The organism is Pseudomonas paraglycinae (assembly GCF_021601625.1).
Lineage (GTDB): Bacteria > Pseudomonadota > Gammaproteobacteria > Pseudomonadales > Pseudomonadaceae > Aquipseudomonas > Aquipseudomonas paraglycinae.
This window is the reverse complement of sequence record NZ_BQHR01000007.1, coordinates 270,641-286,136: the sequence shown is the minus strand read 5'-3', so window position 1 is coordinate 286,136 and position 15,496 is coordinate 270,641. Positions and strand designations below refer to the sequence as shown.

At 61.5% G+C, this 15,496-nt stretch carries 13 protein-coding genes; 7 read left to right on the top strand and 6 right to left on the bottom strand.

Going from position 1 to position 15,496, the window contains the following annotated elements:
* Positions 1 to 6: 6 nt before the first annotated feature.
* The 4 genes from hrpA to L6D82_RS13115 all read left to right on the top strand — a co-directional run bounded on the left by hrpA (position 7) and on the right by L6D82_RS13115 (position 6,353).
* Positions 7 to 3,918 (top strand): ATP-dependent RNA helicase HrpA, encoded by a 3,912-nt coding sequence (gene hrpA / locus L6D82_RS13130; protein WP_236189471.1) that lies wholly within the window; start codon positions 7 to 9, stop codon positions 3,916 to 3,918.
* 336 nt (positions 3,919 to 4,254) lie between these two features.
* Positions 4,255 to 5,376 (top strand): beta-ketoacyl-ACP synthase III, encoded by a 1,122-nt coding sequence (locus tag L6D82_RS13125; RefSeq protein WP_064594196.1) that lies wholly within the window; start codon positions 4,255 to 4,257, stop codon positions 5,374 to 5,376.
* A gap of 135 nt (positions 5,377 to 5,511) precedes the next feature.
* On the top strand, positions 5,512 to 6,123 hold the full coding sequence (locus L6D82_RS13120; RefSeq protein ID WP_085747189.1) for an RNA polymerase sigma factor: 612 nt from the start codon (positions 5,512 to 5,514) through the stop codon (positions 6,121 to 6,123).
* Positions 6,117 to 6,353, top strand: a complete 237-nt coding sequence (locus tag L6D82_RS13115) for an anti-sigma factor family protein (protein ID WP_085747188.1) — start codon at positions 6,117 to 6,119, stop codon at positions 6,351 to 6,353. Before L6D82_RS13120 ends, L6D82_RS13115 begins: the two co-directional genes overlap by 7 nt.
* A gap of 129 nt (positions 6,354 to 6,482) precedes the next feature.
* Here the strand turns inward: L6D82_RS13115 and L6D82_RS13110 are convergent, their stop codons facing one another.
* Complete coding sequence (locus L6D82_RS13110; protein WP_236189460.1) at positions 6,483 to 7,805, bottom strand: putative porin; 1,323 nt, start codon at positions 7,803 to 7,805, stop codon at positions 6,483 to 6,485.
* 281 nt (positions 7,806 to 8,086) lie between these two features.
* Here L6D82_RS13110 and L6D82_RS13105 point away from each other — a divergent pair, with 281 nt between their 5' ends.
* The gene (locus L6D82_RS13105) at positions 8,087 to 9,211 is read left to right on the top strand and encodes a GNAT family N-acetyltransferase (RefSeq protein WP_102717542.1); all 1,125 of its coding nucleotides are present in this window, start codon (positions 8,087 to 8,089) and stop codon (positions 9,209 to 9,211) included.
* Positions 9,212 to 9,226: 15 nt separating this feature from the next.
* On the opposite strand, the gene aqpZ is transcribed toward L6D82_RS13105, so the two are convergent.
* From aqpZ to L6D82_RS13080, 5 genes are all read right to left on the bottom strand, one after another.
* Positions 9,227 to 9,922 carry an aquaporin Z gene (gene aqpZ, locus L6D82_RS13100; protein ID WP_085747186.1) on the bottom strand — a complete coding sequence of 232 codons (696 nt, stop codon included), beginning with the start codon at positions 9,920 to 9,922 and terminating at the stop codon, positions 9,227 to 9,229.
* 189 nt (positions 9,923 to 10,111) lie between these two features.
* Entirely contained in the window at positions 10,112 to 11,944 is a 1,833-nt protein-coding gene (locus tag L6D82_RS13095; RefSeq protein WP_102685995.1) for an ABC transporter ATP-binding protein, read from the bottom strand.
* Between the two features lie 89 nt (positions 11,945 to 12,033).
* Complete coding sequence (locus L6D82_RS13090; RefSeq protein WP_102685996.1) at positions 12,034 to 12,597, bottom strand: peptidylprolyl isomerase; 564 nt, start codon at positions 12,595 to 12,597, stop codon at positions 12,034 to 12,036.
* Between the two features lie 3 nt (positions 12,598 to 12,600).
* Positions 12,601 to 13,404, bottom strand: a complete 804-nt coding sequence (locus L6D82_RS13085) for an alpha/beta fold hydrolase (RefSeq protein WP_085747184.1) — start codon at positions 13,402 to 13,404, stop codon at positions 12,601 to 12,603.
* A 14-nt stretch (positions 13,405 to 13,418) separates the two neighbouring features.
* Positions 13,419 to 14,342, bottom strand: a complete 924-nt coding sequence (locus L6D82_RS13080; RefSeq protein ID WP_011332960.1) for a PA3225 family LysR-type transcriptional regulator — start codon at positions 14,340 to 14,342, stop codon at positions 13,419 to 13,421.
* A 49-nt stretch (positions 14,343 to 14,391) separates the two neighbouring features.
* Between L6D82_RS13080 and L6D82_RS13075 the strand changes: the two genes are divergently transcribed.
* Together L6D82_RS13075 and L6D82_RS13070 are read left to right on the top strand one after the other, a co-directional pair.
* The gene (locus L6D82_RS13075) at positions 14,392 to 14,706 is read left to right on the top strand and encodes a hypothetical protein (protein WP_011332961.1); all 315 of its coding nucleotides are present in this window, start codon (positions 14,392 to 14,394) and stop codon (positions 14,704 to 14,706) included.
* A gap of 160 nt (positions 14,707 to 14,866) precedes the next feature.
* A complete protein-coding gene (locus tag L6D82_RS13070) occupies positions 14,867 to 15,466 on the top strand; it encodes an FMN-dependent NADH-azoreductase (protein WP_236189458.1) in 600 nt (199 codons plus the stop codon).
* Positions 15,467 to 15,496 lie beyond the last annotated feature (30 nt).

Here is a 15,496-nt window from a genome sequence, read left to right as displayed (position 1 = left end):
TACCCGATGACCGACGAATCGCCCTCCATCGACAAACTGCTGAAAAACCTTGATCACGCCATGCTCGCCGACCGCCACCGGCTGCGGCGGCAGTTGCTTGAGCTGCGCAAGAAACCCGACGAGGCCAAGCTGGCCCAGTGGGTGGCGCGCATGCAGGCGTCCTGCGATCAGGTGCTGGCGCGCAAGGCCAGCCTGCCGGTGATCCGTTACGACGACAGCCTGCCGATCGCGGCCAAGCGTGACGAAATCAAGAAGGCCCTGGAAAAGCACCAGGTGCTGATCATCGCCGGCGAAACCGGCTCGGGCAAAACCACCCAATTGCCGAAAATCTGTCTGGAGATCGGTCGCGGCCAGCATGGTCTGATTGGCCATACCCAGCCTCGCCGAATTGCGGCGCGCAGCGTGGCCAGTCGGGTTGCCGAAGAACTCGGCACGCCGCTGGGCGCACTGGTCGGTTATCAGGTGCGCTTCGAAGACCAAAGCGATTCGAACACCCTGATCAAACTGATGACCGACGGCATCCTGCTGGCCGAAACCCAGAACGATCGCTACCTCGAACGCTACGACACGATCATCGTCGACGAAGCCCACGAACGCAGCCTCAACATCGACTTCCTGCTCGGTTACCTGAAAACCCTGCTGCCGCGTCGTCCGGACCTGAAAGTCATCATCACCTCGGCGACCATCGATCTGGAGCGTTTCTCCAGGCATTTCGACGATGCGCCGATTGTCGAAGTGTCCGGCCGCACCTTCCCGGTTGAAACCTGGTATCGCCCGCTGACGCTTGAGCAGGACGAAGAGGGCAACCGCGTCGAGGACGACCTGACTGTCGATCAGGCGATCCTCGCCACCCTCGACGAAATCGCCGCCTATGAACGCAGCGAGCGCCGCAGTCCCGGTGACGTGCTGGTGTTCCTGCCGGGCGAGCGCGAGATCCGCGACGCCGCCGACATGCTGCGCAAGGCCCAGCTCAAACACACGGAAATCCTGCCGTTGTACGCGCGCCTGTCGCCGGCCGAGCAGCAGCGGATTTTCCAGTCGCACCCGGGTCGTCGCGTGGTGCTGGCGACCAACGTCGCCGAAACTTCGCTGACCGTGCCGGGCATCCGTTACGTGATCGACAGCGGCACCGCGCGCATCAGCCGCTACAGCTACCGCGCCAAGGTTCAGCGGCTGCCGATCGAAGCGATTTCCCAGGCCAGCGCCAACCAGCGTAAAGGTCGCTGCGGCCGGGTCGAGCCGGGCATCTGCGTGCGCTTGTACAGCGAAGAGGATTTCCTCGGTCGCCCGGAATTCACCGATCCGGAAATCCTGCGCACCAACCTCGCGGCGGTGATTCTGCAGATGCTCCATCTGCGCCTTGGCGAGATCACCGATTTCCCGTTTATAGAGCCGCCAGACGGCAAGGCGATCAGCGACGGTTTCAACCTGCTGCAAGAACTCTCGGCGGTAGATCGCAACAGTCAACTGACCCCGCTCGGCCGCCAATTGGCGCGCCTGCCGGTGGACCCGCGCATGGGCCGCATGCTGCTGGAAGCGGCAAAGCTCGGCAGCCTGCAGGAAGTGCTGATCGTCGCCAGCGCCATGTCGATTCAGGACCCGCGCGAGCGTCCGCCGGAGCGTCAGCAAGCTGCCGACCAGGCTCACGCCCAGTGGAAAGACGCCGACTCCGACTTCGCCGGGCTGGTCAATCTGTGGCGCGGTTTTGAAGAGCAGCGCCAGGCGCTGACGGCGAGCCCGCTGCGTAACTGGTGCCGCAAGAATTTCCTCAACTACCTGCGTCTGCGCGAGTGGCGTGATTCCCATCGGCAGTTGAGCCTGATCTGCCGCGATTTGCAGCTGAGCCTCAATAAAGAGCCGGCGGATTATCCGAAGCTGCACAAAGCGGTGCTGGTCGGCCTGCTCAGCCAGATCGGCCAGAAAACCGAGGACGGCGACTATCTTGGCGCCCGTCAACGGCGGTTCTGGATTCACCCGTCGTCGGGCATCGGCAAGAAGCGCCCGCAGTGGGTGATGACTGCCGAACTGGTGGAAACCACCAAGCTCTACGCGCGGATGGTGGCGAAGATCGACGCCGACTGGATCGAGCCGCTGGCCGGGCACCTGATCAAGAAGAACCACTTCGAACCGCACTGGGAGAAGAAGCGCGGCCAGGTCGTCGCGTTCGAACAGATCACCCTGTTCGGCCTGATCGTGGTCGGTCGTCGACCGGTGCATTACGGCCCGGTGGATCCGGTGGTTTCGCGCGAGCTGTTTATTCGTGAAGGTCTGGTGCGGGGCGAGATTCAGTCCCGGGCCAAGTGCCTGACCGCCAACAAGCAATTGCTCGAACAGCTCGACGAACTGGAGGCCAAGGCCCGTCGCCGGGACATTCTCGCCGACGAGGAAACCCTTTACGCGTTCTATGACGCGCGGCTGCCGGCGGAAATTCACCAGACCGCGACGTTCGACAGTTGGTATCGGGTCAACAGCCAGAAAGACCCGCAACTGCTGATCATGCGCGAGGAAGACGTGCTGGCCCGCGAAGCCAGCGAAGTCACCGCGCAGCATTACCCGGACACGCTGCACATCGGCGATCTGGAACTGGCCCTGAGTTATCACTTCGAACCGAATCACCCACGCGACGGCGTGACTTTGCGTGTGCCGGCGCCGCTGTTGCCGATGCTGCCGCCGGAACGCCTGGAATGGCTGGTGCCGGGGCTGATCGAGGCCAAGTGCATTGCGCTGGTGCGCAACCTGCCCAAGGCCTTGCGCAAAAACTTCGTGCCGGTGCCGGACTTCATCAAGGCCGCGCTGCAACGCATGACGTTTACCGAAGGTTCGTTGCCGCAAGCGCTGGGCCGCGAACTGCTGCGCATGACCGGCGCGCGAGTCAGCGATGAAGCCTGGGCCGAAGCGGCGCAGCAAGTCGAAAGTCACCTGCGGATGAACCTGGAAATCGTCGACGGCCAAGGCAAGTTCCTTGGCGAAGGCCGGGATCTGGCCGAGCTGACCGCACGTTTCGCCGAAGCCAGCCAGGCTGCTTTGGCCGTGCCGCAGAGCGCGAAAAGCCAGCAGCCGGTGGAGGCCAAGGTCTTCGCGCCGGTGGCGGAAAAGACGCAGCAGAAGATTGCCGGGCTGTCGATGACGGTCTATCCGGCGCTGGTGGAAGAGGGCGGCACGGTCAAGGAAGGGCGCTTCTCGACCCCGGCCGAAGCCGAGTTCCAGCACCGCCGCGCCTTGCAACGTCTGTTGATGCAGCAGCTGGCGGAACCGGCCAAGTTCCTGCGCGGCAAGTTGCCGGGCCTGACCGAACTGGGCCTGCTCTACCGCGAACTGGGTCGGGTCGATGCACTGGTCGAAGACATTCTGCTGGCCAGCCTCGACAGCTGCATTCTCGACGGCGAAGACCCGTTGCCGCGTGATGGCGCGGGTCTGGCCGCGTTGGCCGAGCGCAAGCGCGGCAGCTGGACCGAGCACGCCGAGCGCTTGGCACGTCTGACCCTGGAAATCCTCAAGCTCTGGCACGGCCTGCAAAAACGCTTCAAGGGCAAGATCGACCTGGCTCAGGCGGTGGCGCTCAACGACATCAAGCTGCAGCTCAGTCATCTGGTGTATCCGGGGTTCGTGCGGGAAACGCCGATGCTCTGGCTCAAGGAATTGCCGCGCTACCTGAAAGCGGTCGAGCAGCGTTTCGAGAAACTGGGCGCGCAGGTGCAGAAGGATCGGGTGTGGAGCGGCGAGCTCGCCGGGCTCTGGACGCAATACCAGACCCGCGCGGCCAAGCATGCGCAGGAAGGCAAACGCGATCCGCAGCTCGAGCTGTATCGCTGGTGGCTGGAGGAGTATCGGGTTTCGCTGTTCGCCCAACAGTTGGGGACGAAAGTGCCGATCTCCGACAAACGGCTGAACAAGCAGTGGAGCCAGGTCGAACAGTGACACTGATCGTTCCCACGTCAAGGCGTCGAACCGTCTGCGTGGGAATGCCTTCGGGGACGCTCCGCGTCCAGTGACGCGGAGCGTCACGGGCTGCATTCCCACGCAGGAGCGTGGGAACGATCATTGCGCGTCGATCTTGAGAAAGACGCCAAATGGCCACGGTTATGGCAAACTTCGCCACCATAAATGCCGTTTTCGCGTCCCAGAGCCTTCGCCGGGCCGCGCAACGGAATAAAGCGATGCCAGGTTTTTGCGTCCCTTATACGGGAATGGACCCTTTGCGTGTTGGCACGTCGGTGCCAGCACTTTCTGCCTGAACAGATTAGAGAAACGACCATGCATAACGTCGTCATCAGCGGCACCGGCCTGTATACCCCGGCCAACAGCATCTCCAACGAAGAGCTGGTGCAGTCTTTCAATACCTACGTCGCCCAGTTCAACGCGGACAACGCCGACGCCATCGCCAGCGGCGAAGTCCAGGCCCTGACCGAGTCCAGCGCCGCGTTCATCGAAAAAGCTTCCGGCATCAAGAGCCGCTTTGTCATGGACAAGGATGGCATCCTCGACCCTGCGCGCATGGCGCCACGTCTGCCGGAACGTTCCAACGACGAATGGTCGGTGCTCTGCCAGATGGCCATCGGCGCTGCCGAGCAAGCCCTGCAGCGTGCCGGCAAGACCGCCGCTGACATCGACGGTGTAATCGTCGCCTGCTCCAACCTGCAGCGCGCCTACCCGGCCATCGCCATCGAAGTCCAGGAAGCGCTGGGCATCCAGGGTTTCGGTTTCGACATGAACGTTGCCTGCTCGTCGGCGACTTTCGGCATCCAGCAAGCCGCCAATACCGTGCAACTTGGCCAGGCTCGGGCGATCCTGATGGTCAACCCGGAAGTCTGCACCGGTCACCTGAATTTCCGTGACCGCGACAGCCATTTCATCTTCGGTGACGCCGCCACTGCCGTGATCATCGAGCGCGCCGATCTGGCAACGTCGAAACACCAGTTCGACGTGGTCAGCACCAAACTGCTGACCAAGTTCTCCAACAACATCCGCAACAACTTCGGCTTCCTCAACCGCGCAGCGGAAGAGGGCATCGGCGCCCGCGACAAACTGTTCGTGCAGGAAGGCCGCAAGGTGTTCAAGGACGTGTGCCCGATGGTCGCCGAGCTGATCGGCGAACATCTGGAAGAGAACAAGCTCAACGTCGGTGACGTGAAGCGCTTCTGGCTGCACCAGGCCAACCTGAGCATGAACCACCTGATCGTGCGCAAGTTGCTGGGTCGCGAAGCCACCGAAGAAGAAGCCCCGGTGATTCTCGACACCTACGCCAACACCAGCTCCGCCGGTTCCGTGATTGCGTTCCACAAATATCAGGACGATCTGGCGGCCGGCTCGCTGGCGGTGCTGAGTTCGTTCGGTGCCGGTTACTCGATTGGTAGTGTGATTCTGCGTAAACGCTAAAATCGGGTTCATTTCCTCTTAATCGCGCTGACGTTTCCTACATCCGAATCGGCGCGAACGCTGTAATTTTCGAAAGTGGCGGCAGGCGAAGTCCTGCCGCTATCATTTTCGAAGTCAGGAACAGGGGATTGATGGATGGCAGTTGACGACACCCGATTGCTTGAGCGGCTGCTCGCCGGTGAGCAGAAGGCTTTCAAGGAGCTGGTCAGCACCTATCAAAGCCCCATGCGCGCGGTGGCCTACGCGATTGTCGGCCAGCGCCATGTCGAAGAAGTGGTACAGGACGCCTGGCTGTCGGTGGTGCGTAATATCGGCCGTTTCGAGGGGCGCTCCAGTCTCAAGACCTGGCTGCTGACCATCACCGCCAACTCGGCCAAGAGCCGCTACAAACTCAATCGTCGCGAAGTGTTGCTGGATGATCTGCCGTCACCCCACGGCACCATCGACGATGATCGTTTTTCTCCCGGCGACGGCCACTGGCTGGTTGCACCGTTTGCCTGGCACCAGGACACGCCTGAAGCGTTGCTGACAGAAGGCGAGCTGCGTGAATGCCTCGAGCACACGTTGTTGAGCCTGTCGGAACTGCAAAGCAGCGTGCTGTTGCTGCGCGAACGCCAGGGCCTGGAGCTGGAGGAGATCTGTAATCTTCTGGAGATCTCGCTCTCCAATGTCCGCGTGCTGCTGCATCGGGCACGTTTGAAGGTCTTTGCGACCGTGGAGCATTTTGAGGAGACGGGAGAATGTTGACCTGCAAGGAGCAAGTGGCGCGATCCAGCGATTATCTCGATGGCCAGTTGAGCTTTCGCGAGAAACTGATGGTGCGTCATCACCTGATGTTCTGCCGCAATTGCCGGCGTTTCATTCGCCAGATGCGTTTGATGCAGGCCACGTTGCGGGCAATGCCGCAAAAGCCTGAAGAGGGCGTGGACGCGTTGGCCGAACAGTTGGCACAGCTGCGGCGCGAGGATAGTCCCTGAAAACACAGACTGGCGCGGCCGCAGCGAACGGATGATGGGGATCGCTGAGGTCGCGCCAGTCTGTTGAAGCCTCTTCAAACGATGGAACCGGATGTCCAACCCATCGTTTGAAGTCTGTTGCCGGGTTGCTTAGAACTTCGCTTCCGCATCCAGCTGCAGGGTGTTGGTGTCTGCATCGCGCTGGGTACGGCTGGAGAAGTCGGCCTTGGTCAGGAAGTAAGTCGCACCGATGGCGAAGTTCTTGTCGATGTCGTAACCGACCTTGAACTTGTGGCCACGGGAACCGGTGGTGCCGTTGGCGAAGTCCGAATCGGTGAAGGCGCCGACCACAGCGTTGCGCTGCACGTCACGATAGTTGTAGTCGAGGTTCAGGCCGAAGACTTTCGACTTGGCACCTACCAGCCACGCGGTGTCCTGATCGGTCACGGCATCGTTGTTCTTCACGTACTGCCCGTAGAACGACAGCGGCATTGGCAGGCCGCCGATGTCGACCTGGCTGAAGCCTTCGTACAGACGGAATTCGTTGTTCGCCGAGTTGCCGTTGACGGCCAGGGCGCACGGCGTGGAGGTGCCGGTGCAACGGCTGTCTTCATCGTTCTGGTAGGCGTAGACGCTGCCGCCCAGGGTCAGTTTCAGGTTGTCAGTGATCGCGAAGCGGCTGCCCAGCTGGCCGGCGGTCAGGCGCAGGTCGTGACGGAACTGCACGCCGTCGCCGTCGACGTTGTCCTTGAGGTTGTAGTTACCCAGGCTGCCGAACAGTTCGACGCTGCTGCCCAATGGATACTTGTAGGTAACGGCCAGACCTTCCGGGTTGATGTCGCTGTCCCAGATCACGTCGCCCATGCTCACCCACGGTTGCAGCATTTTGCCGCCGATGATGTGCAGGTTCTTGATCTGGTCCGGGTGGTAGTCGATGTAGCCCAGGTCGAGCCAGATCTGCTTCTTGTCGAAGTAGTTGTCCTGGTCCTGGTTGGTCGAACGGGCGTCGTCGCCGCCGCCGGTGGCGATACGAATGCCGGTGTCGACTTGCGGGTTGATCTCGGTGTAGGCACCCAGACGGGCACGGATGCGCTGACGATCCTTGTCGCGGCCGCCGTTGTTCGGCTCGCCATCGATCTTGATGGTTTCCTGACGGATACGCACATCGCCCTTGAACTGGGTCTTGGCGGCCCAGGCCAGTTTCTGGTCGAAACTGCTGAGCTCGTTGGTTTTCTTCGCGGTCGCCGCGATTTGCTCGTTGGTCTCTTGCTGCGCCTGCTGCGCGATTTGCTGGGCCTTCTGATCCTTGGCCAGTTCAGTTTGCAGTTCAACGTACTGCGCCTGGGAAATCGAACCGTTAGCCTTGAGCATGTCGAGCAGTTTGGCCTCGACTGCGGCACTGGCCGGTACACTCATGGCCAGCAACAGGCCACCGCACAGGGCCGCCGCAGTTTTCGTGGAAGCAAGACGCATAGCAATCTCCGAAGATGAAGGGGATGGCTGAACCATCCTGGGCACAACCGACGGTTTGACGGTCGGAAAACAGTGTCCGGGGTAGAACCCGGCGCTCTAAAAACAGGCGCCAGTATCGCGATGGTTTATGACAGAGCAGTGGCACGATGATGGCAGGTTGATGACGGTACAAAACTGCCGTGAACTATTGATCTAGAGCGCTGTCGCGCAATCGAACGTGGGCAACGCCCGGCCGATCAGCGATACTCGCCAGGCGTTCACGCCCGAAAGTGGAGAGGAAAATGCCGCTGCAACGTCTGCATAAACTGTCGGAAATTCCGGCGTCCGACTGGGATGTTCTGGTCCCGCAAAACCAGCCGTTTCTGTGCCATGCCTTTCTGGCTTCGCTGGAGGACAGCGGCAGCGTCGGCCCGCACACGGGCTGGCAAGCGGAGCATTTGCTGCACGTCGAAGCGGGGAGTGTGATCGCCGCATTGCCCGGTTATCGCAAGTGGCATTCCTACGGCGAATACGTGTTCGATCACGGCTGGGCCGATGCCTGCGCCCGGGCCGGCATCGATTACTACCCCAAGTTTTTGAGCGCGGTGCCATTCAGTCCGGTCAGCGGTCCACGGTTGCTGGCAGCGAATGTCGAGGACGGATTCGAGCTGCTCAAGAGCCTGCCGGGGTATCTGGAAATCGAAGAGCTCTCCAGCGCCCACATCAATTTCACCGACGCGTTCACCGATGCCGCCATGGCCGAGCAGCCGGGCTGGCTGCAACGCATCGGCTGTCAGTACCACTGGCAGAATCGCGGCTACCGCGACTTTCAGGATTTCCTCGACGTGCTTGCCTCGCGCAAGCGCAAGCAGATGCGTAAAGAGCGCGAGCAAGTGGCGGGGCAGGGCTTCGAGTTCGAATGGCTGGAAGGCCGGGAGCTGGACGAGGCGCAGTGGGATTTCGTCTATGCCTGTTATGCCAACACCTACGCGGTGCGTCGGCAGGCACCATATCTGACCCGCGAATTCTTCAGCCTGCTGGCCGAGCGCATGCCGGAATCGATCCGCGTGGTGCTGGCCCGGCAGGGCTCACGGCCGGTGGCGATGGCGTTCAGTCTGGTGGGCGGCGACAGTTTTTACGGGCGCTACTGGGGATGCCTGGCCGAGTTCGACCGGCTGCACTTCGAGACCTGTTTCTATCAGGGCATGGACTATGCGATTGCCAATGGATTTCAACGTTTCGATGCCGGTGCCCAAGGCGAGCACAAACTGATTCGCGGCTTCGAACCGGTGATCACCCATTCCTGGCATTACCTGCGCCATCCCGGTCTAAAAGCCGCGGTCAAAGACTTCCTGCACCAGGAGCGCGCCGGTGTACTGGCCTATGCCGAAGAGGCGAGGAGCGCCTTGCCGTATCGGCAAGCCTGATCCTCGCCGACACCTTCAGCTGTCTTCCTTGCCCAGCCAGCGATAGAGCACGCCGCCAACCACCGCACCGAGTAGTGGCGCGACCCAGAACATCCACAACTGGGCGATGGCCCAGCCGCCAACCATCAGCGCCGGGCCGGTGCTGCGGGCCGGGTTGACCGAGGTGTTGGTGACCGGGATGGAGATCAGATGGATCAGCGTCAGGGCCAGGCCGATGGCGATCGGTGCCAGTCCTCCCGGGGCGCGTTTGTCGGTAGCGCCGAGGATGATCACCACGAACATGGCGGTCATCACCAACTCGGTGACGAAGCCGGATGCCATCGAGTATTTGCCCGGCGAGTGCTCGCCGTAACCGTTTGAGGCCAGGCCGGCAGCGATGTCGAATCCTTCCTTGCCACTGGCGATGTGGTAGAGCAGGGCCGCTGCCAGAATCCCGCCGATCACCTGGGCGATGACGTAGGCGGGCAGTTCCTTGACCGGGAACCGACCGCCGACGACCAGACCGACCGACACGGCCGGGTTGAGGTGACAGCCGCTGATGTGGCCGATGGCAAATGCCATGGTCAGCACCGTCAGACCAAACGCCAGGGCCACCCCCAGCACGCCGATTCCCAAAGGCGAAGACGCGGCGATGACCGCACTGCCGCAACCGCCCAACACCAACCAGAACGTACCCAACAACTCAGTGACTGAACGTTTGAAAAGAGACATGACAGAGTCCTTGATAGGCTTGCTATCGAGACTGCATCGAGTGGTGCGTCCCTGCAGACTTACGACAGGTTCCGTTCCGGAGCCTTGGCTCAGTACAGCAGGGTTTGTGCGGATTTCCAGCAGTCGATAAAAAACCGCCAGAGCACGTGGTTAAAGGGCTCTGGCGGTTTTTTGCGTTTTGACGCAGGATCAGTCGATGCCGACAAACCCTCCGGTCTGGTGCGCCCACAGCCGCGCATACAATCCGCCATGGGCCAGCAGTTCGGCATGGTTGCCGCTTTCGGCGATCTTGCCGTTCTCCAGCACCACCAGTCGGTCCATGCGGGCAATGGTCGAAAGGCGGTGAGCGATGGCGATCACGGTCTTGCCCTGCATCAGGGTTTCCAGGCTTTCCTGAATCGCCGCTTCGACTTCCGAGTCCAGCGCCGAGGTCGCTTCGTCCATGATCAGGATCGGTGCGTCCTTGAGCAGCACCCGCGCAATGGCGATCCGCTGACGCTGACCACCGGAAAGTTTCACCCCGCGTTCGCCGACATGCGCATCAAATCCGGTGCGCCCCTCGGCATCCGACAGCAGCGGAATGAACTCATCGGCGCGGGCCTTGCGCACCGCTTCCCAGAGTTCGGCGTCGGTGGCGTCGGGCTTGCCGTACAGCAAGTTGTCGCGGATCGAGCGGTGCAGCAACGAGGTGTCCTGAGTGATCATGCCGATCCGCGCGCGCAGACTTTCCTGGCCGACTTCGGCGATGTTCTGGCCGTCGATCAGGATCCGCCCGCCCTCGACATCGTAGAGGCGCAGCAGCAGGTTGACCAGGGTCGACTTGCCGGCGCCGGACGGCCCGATCAGACCGATTTTTTCGCCCGGTTTGATGGTCAGGTTGAGGTCGCCGATGATGCCTTTCTTCTTGCCGTAGTGAAAATCCACGTGCTCGAAACGCACTTCGCCACGGGCCACGGCCAACGGTTTGGCCTGCTCCCGGTCGGTGACGCTGACCGGTTGCGAGATGGTCTGCAGACCGTCCTGGACCATGCCGATGTTTTCGAAAATGCCGGTGACCACCCACATGATCCAGCCGGACATGTTGACGATGCGGATCACCAGGCCGGTGGCCAGGGCGATCGCGCCGACGCTGATCAGCGACTGCGTCCACAGCCACAGGGCCAGCGCCGTGGTGCCGACGATCAGCAGACCGTTCATGGTGGTGATGGCCACGTCCATGCTGGTGACCACGCGACCGGCCAGCTGGGCTTTTTCGGTCTGTTCCTGGATCGCCTCGCGGGCGTAGTGCTGTTCGAAGTTGGTGTGGGCGAACAGCTTCAGGGTGGCGATGTTGGTGTAGCCGTCGACGATCCGGCCCATCAGTTTCGAGCGCGCGTCTGAGGCTTCCACCGAGCGGTCCTTGACCCGTGGTACGAAGTAATAGAGTGCGCCGACGTAGGCCGCGATCCATGTCAGCAGCGGGATCATCAGGCGCCAGTCAGCCTCGGCGAACAGCACCAGCGAACTGATCGCGTAGATCAGCACATGCCACAACGCATCCACCGCCTGCACGGCGGAATCGCGCAGCGAGTTGCCGGTCTGCATGATGCGCTGGGCAATGCGCCCGGCGAAGTCGTTCTGGAAGAAATTCAGGCTCTGCTTGAGCACGTAACTGTGGTTCTGCCAGCGAATCATGCTGGTCATGCTCGGGCTCAGGGTCTGGTGCACCAGCATGTCGTGCAGGGCCAGGAAGAGGGGGCGCAGCAGCAATGCCACGACGGCCATCCACGCCAGTTCGGCGCCGTGCACCTTGAAAAAATCGGCGTTCGGCGTGCCCTGGGCGAGGTCGATGATGCGGCTCAGGTAACTGAACAGCGCCACTTCGATCAAGGCACCGAACAGGCCGACGATCAGCAGGGCGGCGAAGCTCGGCCAGACCTGCTTCAGGTAATAGGTATAGAAGGGCAGAACGCGGTCCGGCGGGGATGCCGTCGGGGCATCGCGGAATATGTCGATCAGTTGTTCGAAACGGCGATAGAGCATCAGATAACCGCCCGGAGCACGGGCTCTCCTTTTATCAGTGTGAGCGGCGCGATGGGTAATCGGCGCCGCTCGATAATGCCCTGTAAAGCTTAGTCGATGCGCTTGGCCGACTTGATGATCACAGGGTCGACCGGCACGTTTTGCATGCCCTGTTTGGTGGTGGTCTGGGAGTTGACGATGATGTCGACCACGTCCATGCCCTTGACCACTTTGGCGAACACCGCGTAACCGGCGTCACGGCCCGGATCGAGGAAGGCGTTGTCGGCCACGTTGATGAAGAACTGGCTGGTGGCCGAATCCGGGTTGGAAGTACGGGCCATCGACAGGGTGCCACGAACGTTATGCAGGCCGTTGCTGGCTTCGTTCTTGATCGGCGCCTTGGTTTCTTTCTGTTGCATCTGCTGGGTGAAGCCGCCGCCCTGGGCCATGAAGCCCGGGATCACGCGGTGGAAAATGGTGTTGTTGTAGAAACCGCTGTCGACATACTCGAGGAAGTTCTTGGTACTGATCGGCGCCTTGACCGGGTCCAGCTCGATTTCGATCTGGCCGTTGGTGGTGTCCAGCAGCACGTGCGGCGCTTTTGCCGGTGTGGCAGCCATCAGGTTGGCAGCGAACAGCACGGTGCCGGCGGCGAGGGCGAGTTTTTTCAGCATGGGTCAGTGATCCTGAGGGTGATTATCGGCTGTGGCGAGGAACTCCAGCAGCGTTTGATTGAAGCGTTCGGGCTGATCGAGCGGGGTGGCGTGGCGCGAATCGGCGATCACCACCAGCCGCGCATGGGGCAGCAGTCTGACATAGGTTTCTTTCAGCGAAACCGGGGTGTAGTCCCGGTCGGCGCTGACGACGAGGGTTGGACAGGTGACCCGGGAAAGTCGTTCCTGAACCCCCCAGCCAACAATCGCATCGAAGCTGGCGAGATAAGCACGTTTGTCGTTTTTTGCCCAGCGCTCTGCCATCTTCTGACGCAAACCGGCCTGCTCCGGTTTGGGGAACAGCTTGGCGCCAAGGGCTTTGCCGATGGTGGCGAGGCTGAGCACACGCATCAGACTCCAGCGCTTGAACCACTGCCAGTAATCGTCGCGGGTACGCACCTTGACCTCGGGCGCGCTGTTGACGATGGTCAGGCTCTTGAGCATCCACGGCTGATCGACCGCAAACTGAAAGCCGATCATGCCGCCCATGGACAGCCCGGCGTAGTGCACCGGGCCGAGCTTCAGGTGCTCGATCAGGGCGACGATGTCGGCGCTGAAGCCGGCGATGCTGTAGCGCTCGTGGGGCTTGTCGGAGCGGCCGTGACCGCGCACGTCCGGGACGATCACCCGGTAATGTGCGGCCAGTGCGGGAATCTGCATTTCCCAGTCCAGGGTGCTGGAGCCCAGACCGTGAACCAGCAGCAACGGATCGCCGTGGCCATATTCCTCGTAGTGCAGGTTGCAACCTTCATGCTCGAAATACGCCATCGGTGAACTCCGTGTCAGGCTTGTTCGGGGGCGGCGAACGGTGCGTCCAGCGGCAGGGTGTCGAAGGTGCGCAGCAGTTCGATGAGGATTTGCGTCGCTGGGCCCAAGGGTTTGTCCTTGTTCGAATACAGATAGAAACTGGAGTTGCGATTGCCGCCTCTGTCCAACGGTAGCAGCTTGAGCGAGCCGTCTTTCAGTTCCCGCTCGATCATGTGGCGTGGCAGCCAGGCGAATCCCAGGCCACTGCTGACGAACGTCGCAGCCGTGGCGAGACTGCCGACGGTCCAGCGCTGTTCGGCGCCGAGCCAGCCAACGTCCCGGGGTTGCTGGCGGCCGGAGTCGCGGATCACCACTTGCATCTGGGTTTCCAGGTCCTGAAAGCTCAGTTCGCGGTTGAGCCGGTGCAGCGCATGATCAGGATGGGCGACGGCGACAAATTCGACATCGCTCAATTCCGCGCCAAGGTAACCGGGAATGCTCAGCCCGGTGATGGCCAGGTCGGCCACGCCTTCGAGCAGCACTTCTTCGACGCCCGACAACACTTCCTCACGCAGCCGCACGCGGCAGCCACGGCTCTGCGGCATGAAAGCGGTCAACGCGCGCACGATACGGGCGCTCGGGTAGGCGGCGTCGACCACCAGCCGCACTTCAGCTTCCCAACCCTGCTCCATGTGATGGGCGAGGTCTTCCAGTTGGCTGGCCTGTTTCACCAGTTGTCGCGAGCGGCGCAGCAACACGCCGCCGGCTTCGGTCAGCACCGCCTTGCGACCGTCGATGCGCAACAGCGGCACGCCGAGCTGATCCTGCATGCGGGCGACGGTGTAACTCACCGACGATTGCGAGCGATGCAGGGCCTCGGCGGCCTGGGCGAATCCGCCGTGGTCGACCACGGCCTGCAACGTTCGCCATTGATCAAGGGTCACGCGGGGCGCTTTCATCAATAGCTCCTCTTGTCCTAAGCTGGCGGTCCCTCATGGAGACTGCCGAATGAAAAAATTCTGTTGTGTGTTGCTGGCGCTGCTTCCGCTGACTGCGTTTGCGTACCCGATCGATGTGGAGAAAGATCTCAACGGCCTGAAGATCGACTACAACGCGTTCGACACCGATAACGACATCGGCTCCATCCAGGTCAACAACTACGGCGACGTCGACGCGACCTGCAAGGTGGTGTTCACCAACGGCCCGGAAGCGCCGCGCACCCGCAACATCGAAGTGGCCGCGGGCAAGCATAAGAACGCCACGGCCAAGTTCACCCGGACCATCATCAAGCTGCGCATCAAACTGAGCTGCACCCCGAAATAGCCTCACGGCCCTGTGGGGGGCGGGCTCCCACAGGGTATGGCTTGCATCTAAACGAATTTTTCGATGCTTTGCAGCAATTATTTGCGCTTTTTCATCGATACGACACTGTTTAACCTTCACTCCATCGACTTACAACATTCTCGGATGGAGGCTACACAACATGTCCCGCGTTCTGATCATCGAAAGCAGCGCCCGCCAGCAAGACTCGGTTTCCCGTCAACTGACCCAGACCTTCATCAGCCAGTGGAAAGCGGCGCATCCGGCCGATCAGATCACCGTACGTGACCTCGCCGTGAACCCGGTGCCGCACCTGGACATCAACCTGCTGGGCGGCTGGATGAAATCTGCCGAGCAGCGCAACGACAGCGAGCAGGCCTCGCTCGACCGTTCCAACGAATTGACCGATGAGTTGCTGGCGGCCGACGTGTTGGTGATGGCCGCGCCGATGTACAACTTCGCGATCCCGAGCACCCTGAAAGCCTGGCTCGACCACGTACTGCGTGGAGGCGTGACCTTCAAGTACACCGAAACCGGCCCGCAAGGTCTGCTCAGCGGCAAGCGTGCCTACGTGCTGACCGCTCGCGGCGGGATCTACGCCGGCGGCCCGGCGGATCATCAGGAACCGTACCTGCGTCAGGTGATGGGCTTCATCGGCATTAATGACGTGACCTTCATCCACGCTGAAGGCATGAACCTGGGCGGCGACTTCCAAGAGAAAGGCCTCAACCAGGCCAACGCCAAACTGTCCCAGGTCGCTTGATATGTTAATCGCCAGATAATCGCCGATTGT

Bases quoted from the DNA above. Each gene is read 5' to 3' on its own strand.
- hrpA (WP_236189471.1), top strand. From the start codon at position 7: ATGACCGACGAATCGCCCTCCATCGACAAACTGCTGAAAAACCTTGAT.
- L6D82_RS13125 (WP_064594196.1), top strand. From the start codon at position 4,255: ATGCATAACGTCGTCATCAGCGGCACCGGCCTGTATACCCCGGCCAAC.
- L6D82_RS13120 (WP_085747189.1), top strand. From the start codon at position 5,512: ATGGCAGTTGACGACACCCGATTGCTTGAGCGGCTGCTCGCCGGTGAG.
- L6D82_RS13115 (WP_085747188.1), top strand. From the start codon at position 6,117: ATGTTGACCTGCAAGGAGCAAGTGGCGCGATCCAGCGATTATCTCGAT.
- L6D82_RS13110 (WP_236189460.1), bottom strand. From the start codon at position 7,805: ATGCGTCTTGCTTCCACGAAAACTGCGGCGGCCCTGTGCGGTGGCCTG.
- L6D82_RS13105 (WP_102717542.1), top strand. From the start codon at position 8,087: ATGCCGCTGCAACGTCTGCATAAACTGTCGGAAATTCCGGCGTCCGAC.
- aqpZ (WP_085747186.1), bottom strand. From the start codon at position 9,922: ATGTCTCTTTTCAAACGTTCAGTCACTGAGTTGTTGGGTACGTTCTGG.
- L6D82_RS13095 (WP_102685995.1), bottom strand. From the start codon at position 11,944: ATGCTCTATCGCCGTTTCGAACAACTGATCGACATATTCCGCGATGCC.
- L6D82_RS13090 (WP_102685996.1), bottom strand. From the start codon at position 12,597: ATGCTGAAAAAACTCGCCCTCGCCGCCGGCACCGTGCTGTTCGCTGCC.
- L6D82_RS13085 (WP_085747184.1), bottom strand. From the start codon at position 13,404: ATGGCGTATTTCGAGCATGAAGGTTGCAACCTGCACTACGAGGAATAT.
- L6D82_RS13080 (WP_011332960.1), bottom strand. From the start codon at position 14,342: ATGAAAGCGCCCCGCGTGACCCTTGATCAATGGCGAACGTTGCAGGCC.
- L6D82_RS13075 (WP_011332961.1), top strand. From the start codon at position 14,392: ATGAAAAAATTCTGTTGTGTGTTGCTGGCGCTGCTTCCGCTGACTGCG.
- L6D82_RS13070 (WP_236189458.1), top strand. From the start codon at position 14,867: ATGTCCCGCGTTCTGATCATCGAAAGCAGCGCCCGCCAGCAAGACTCG.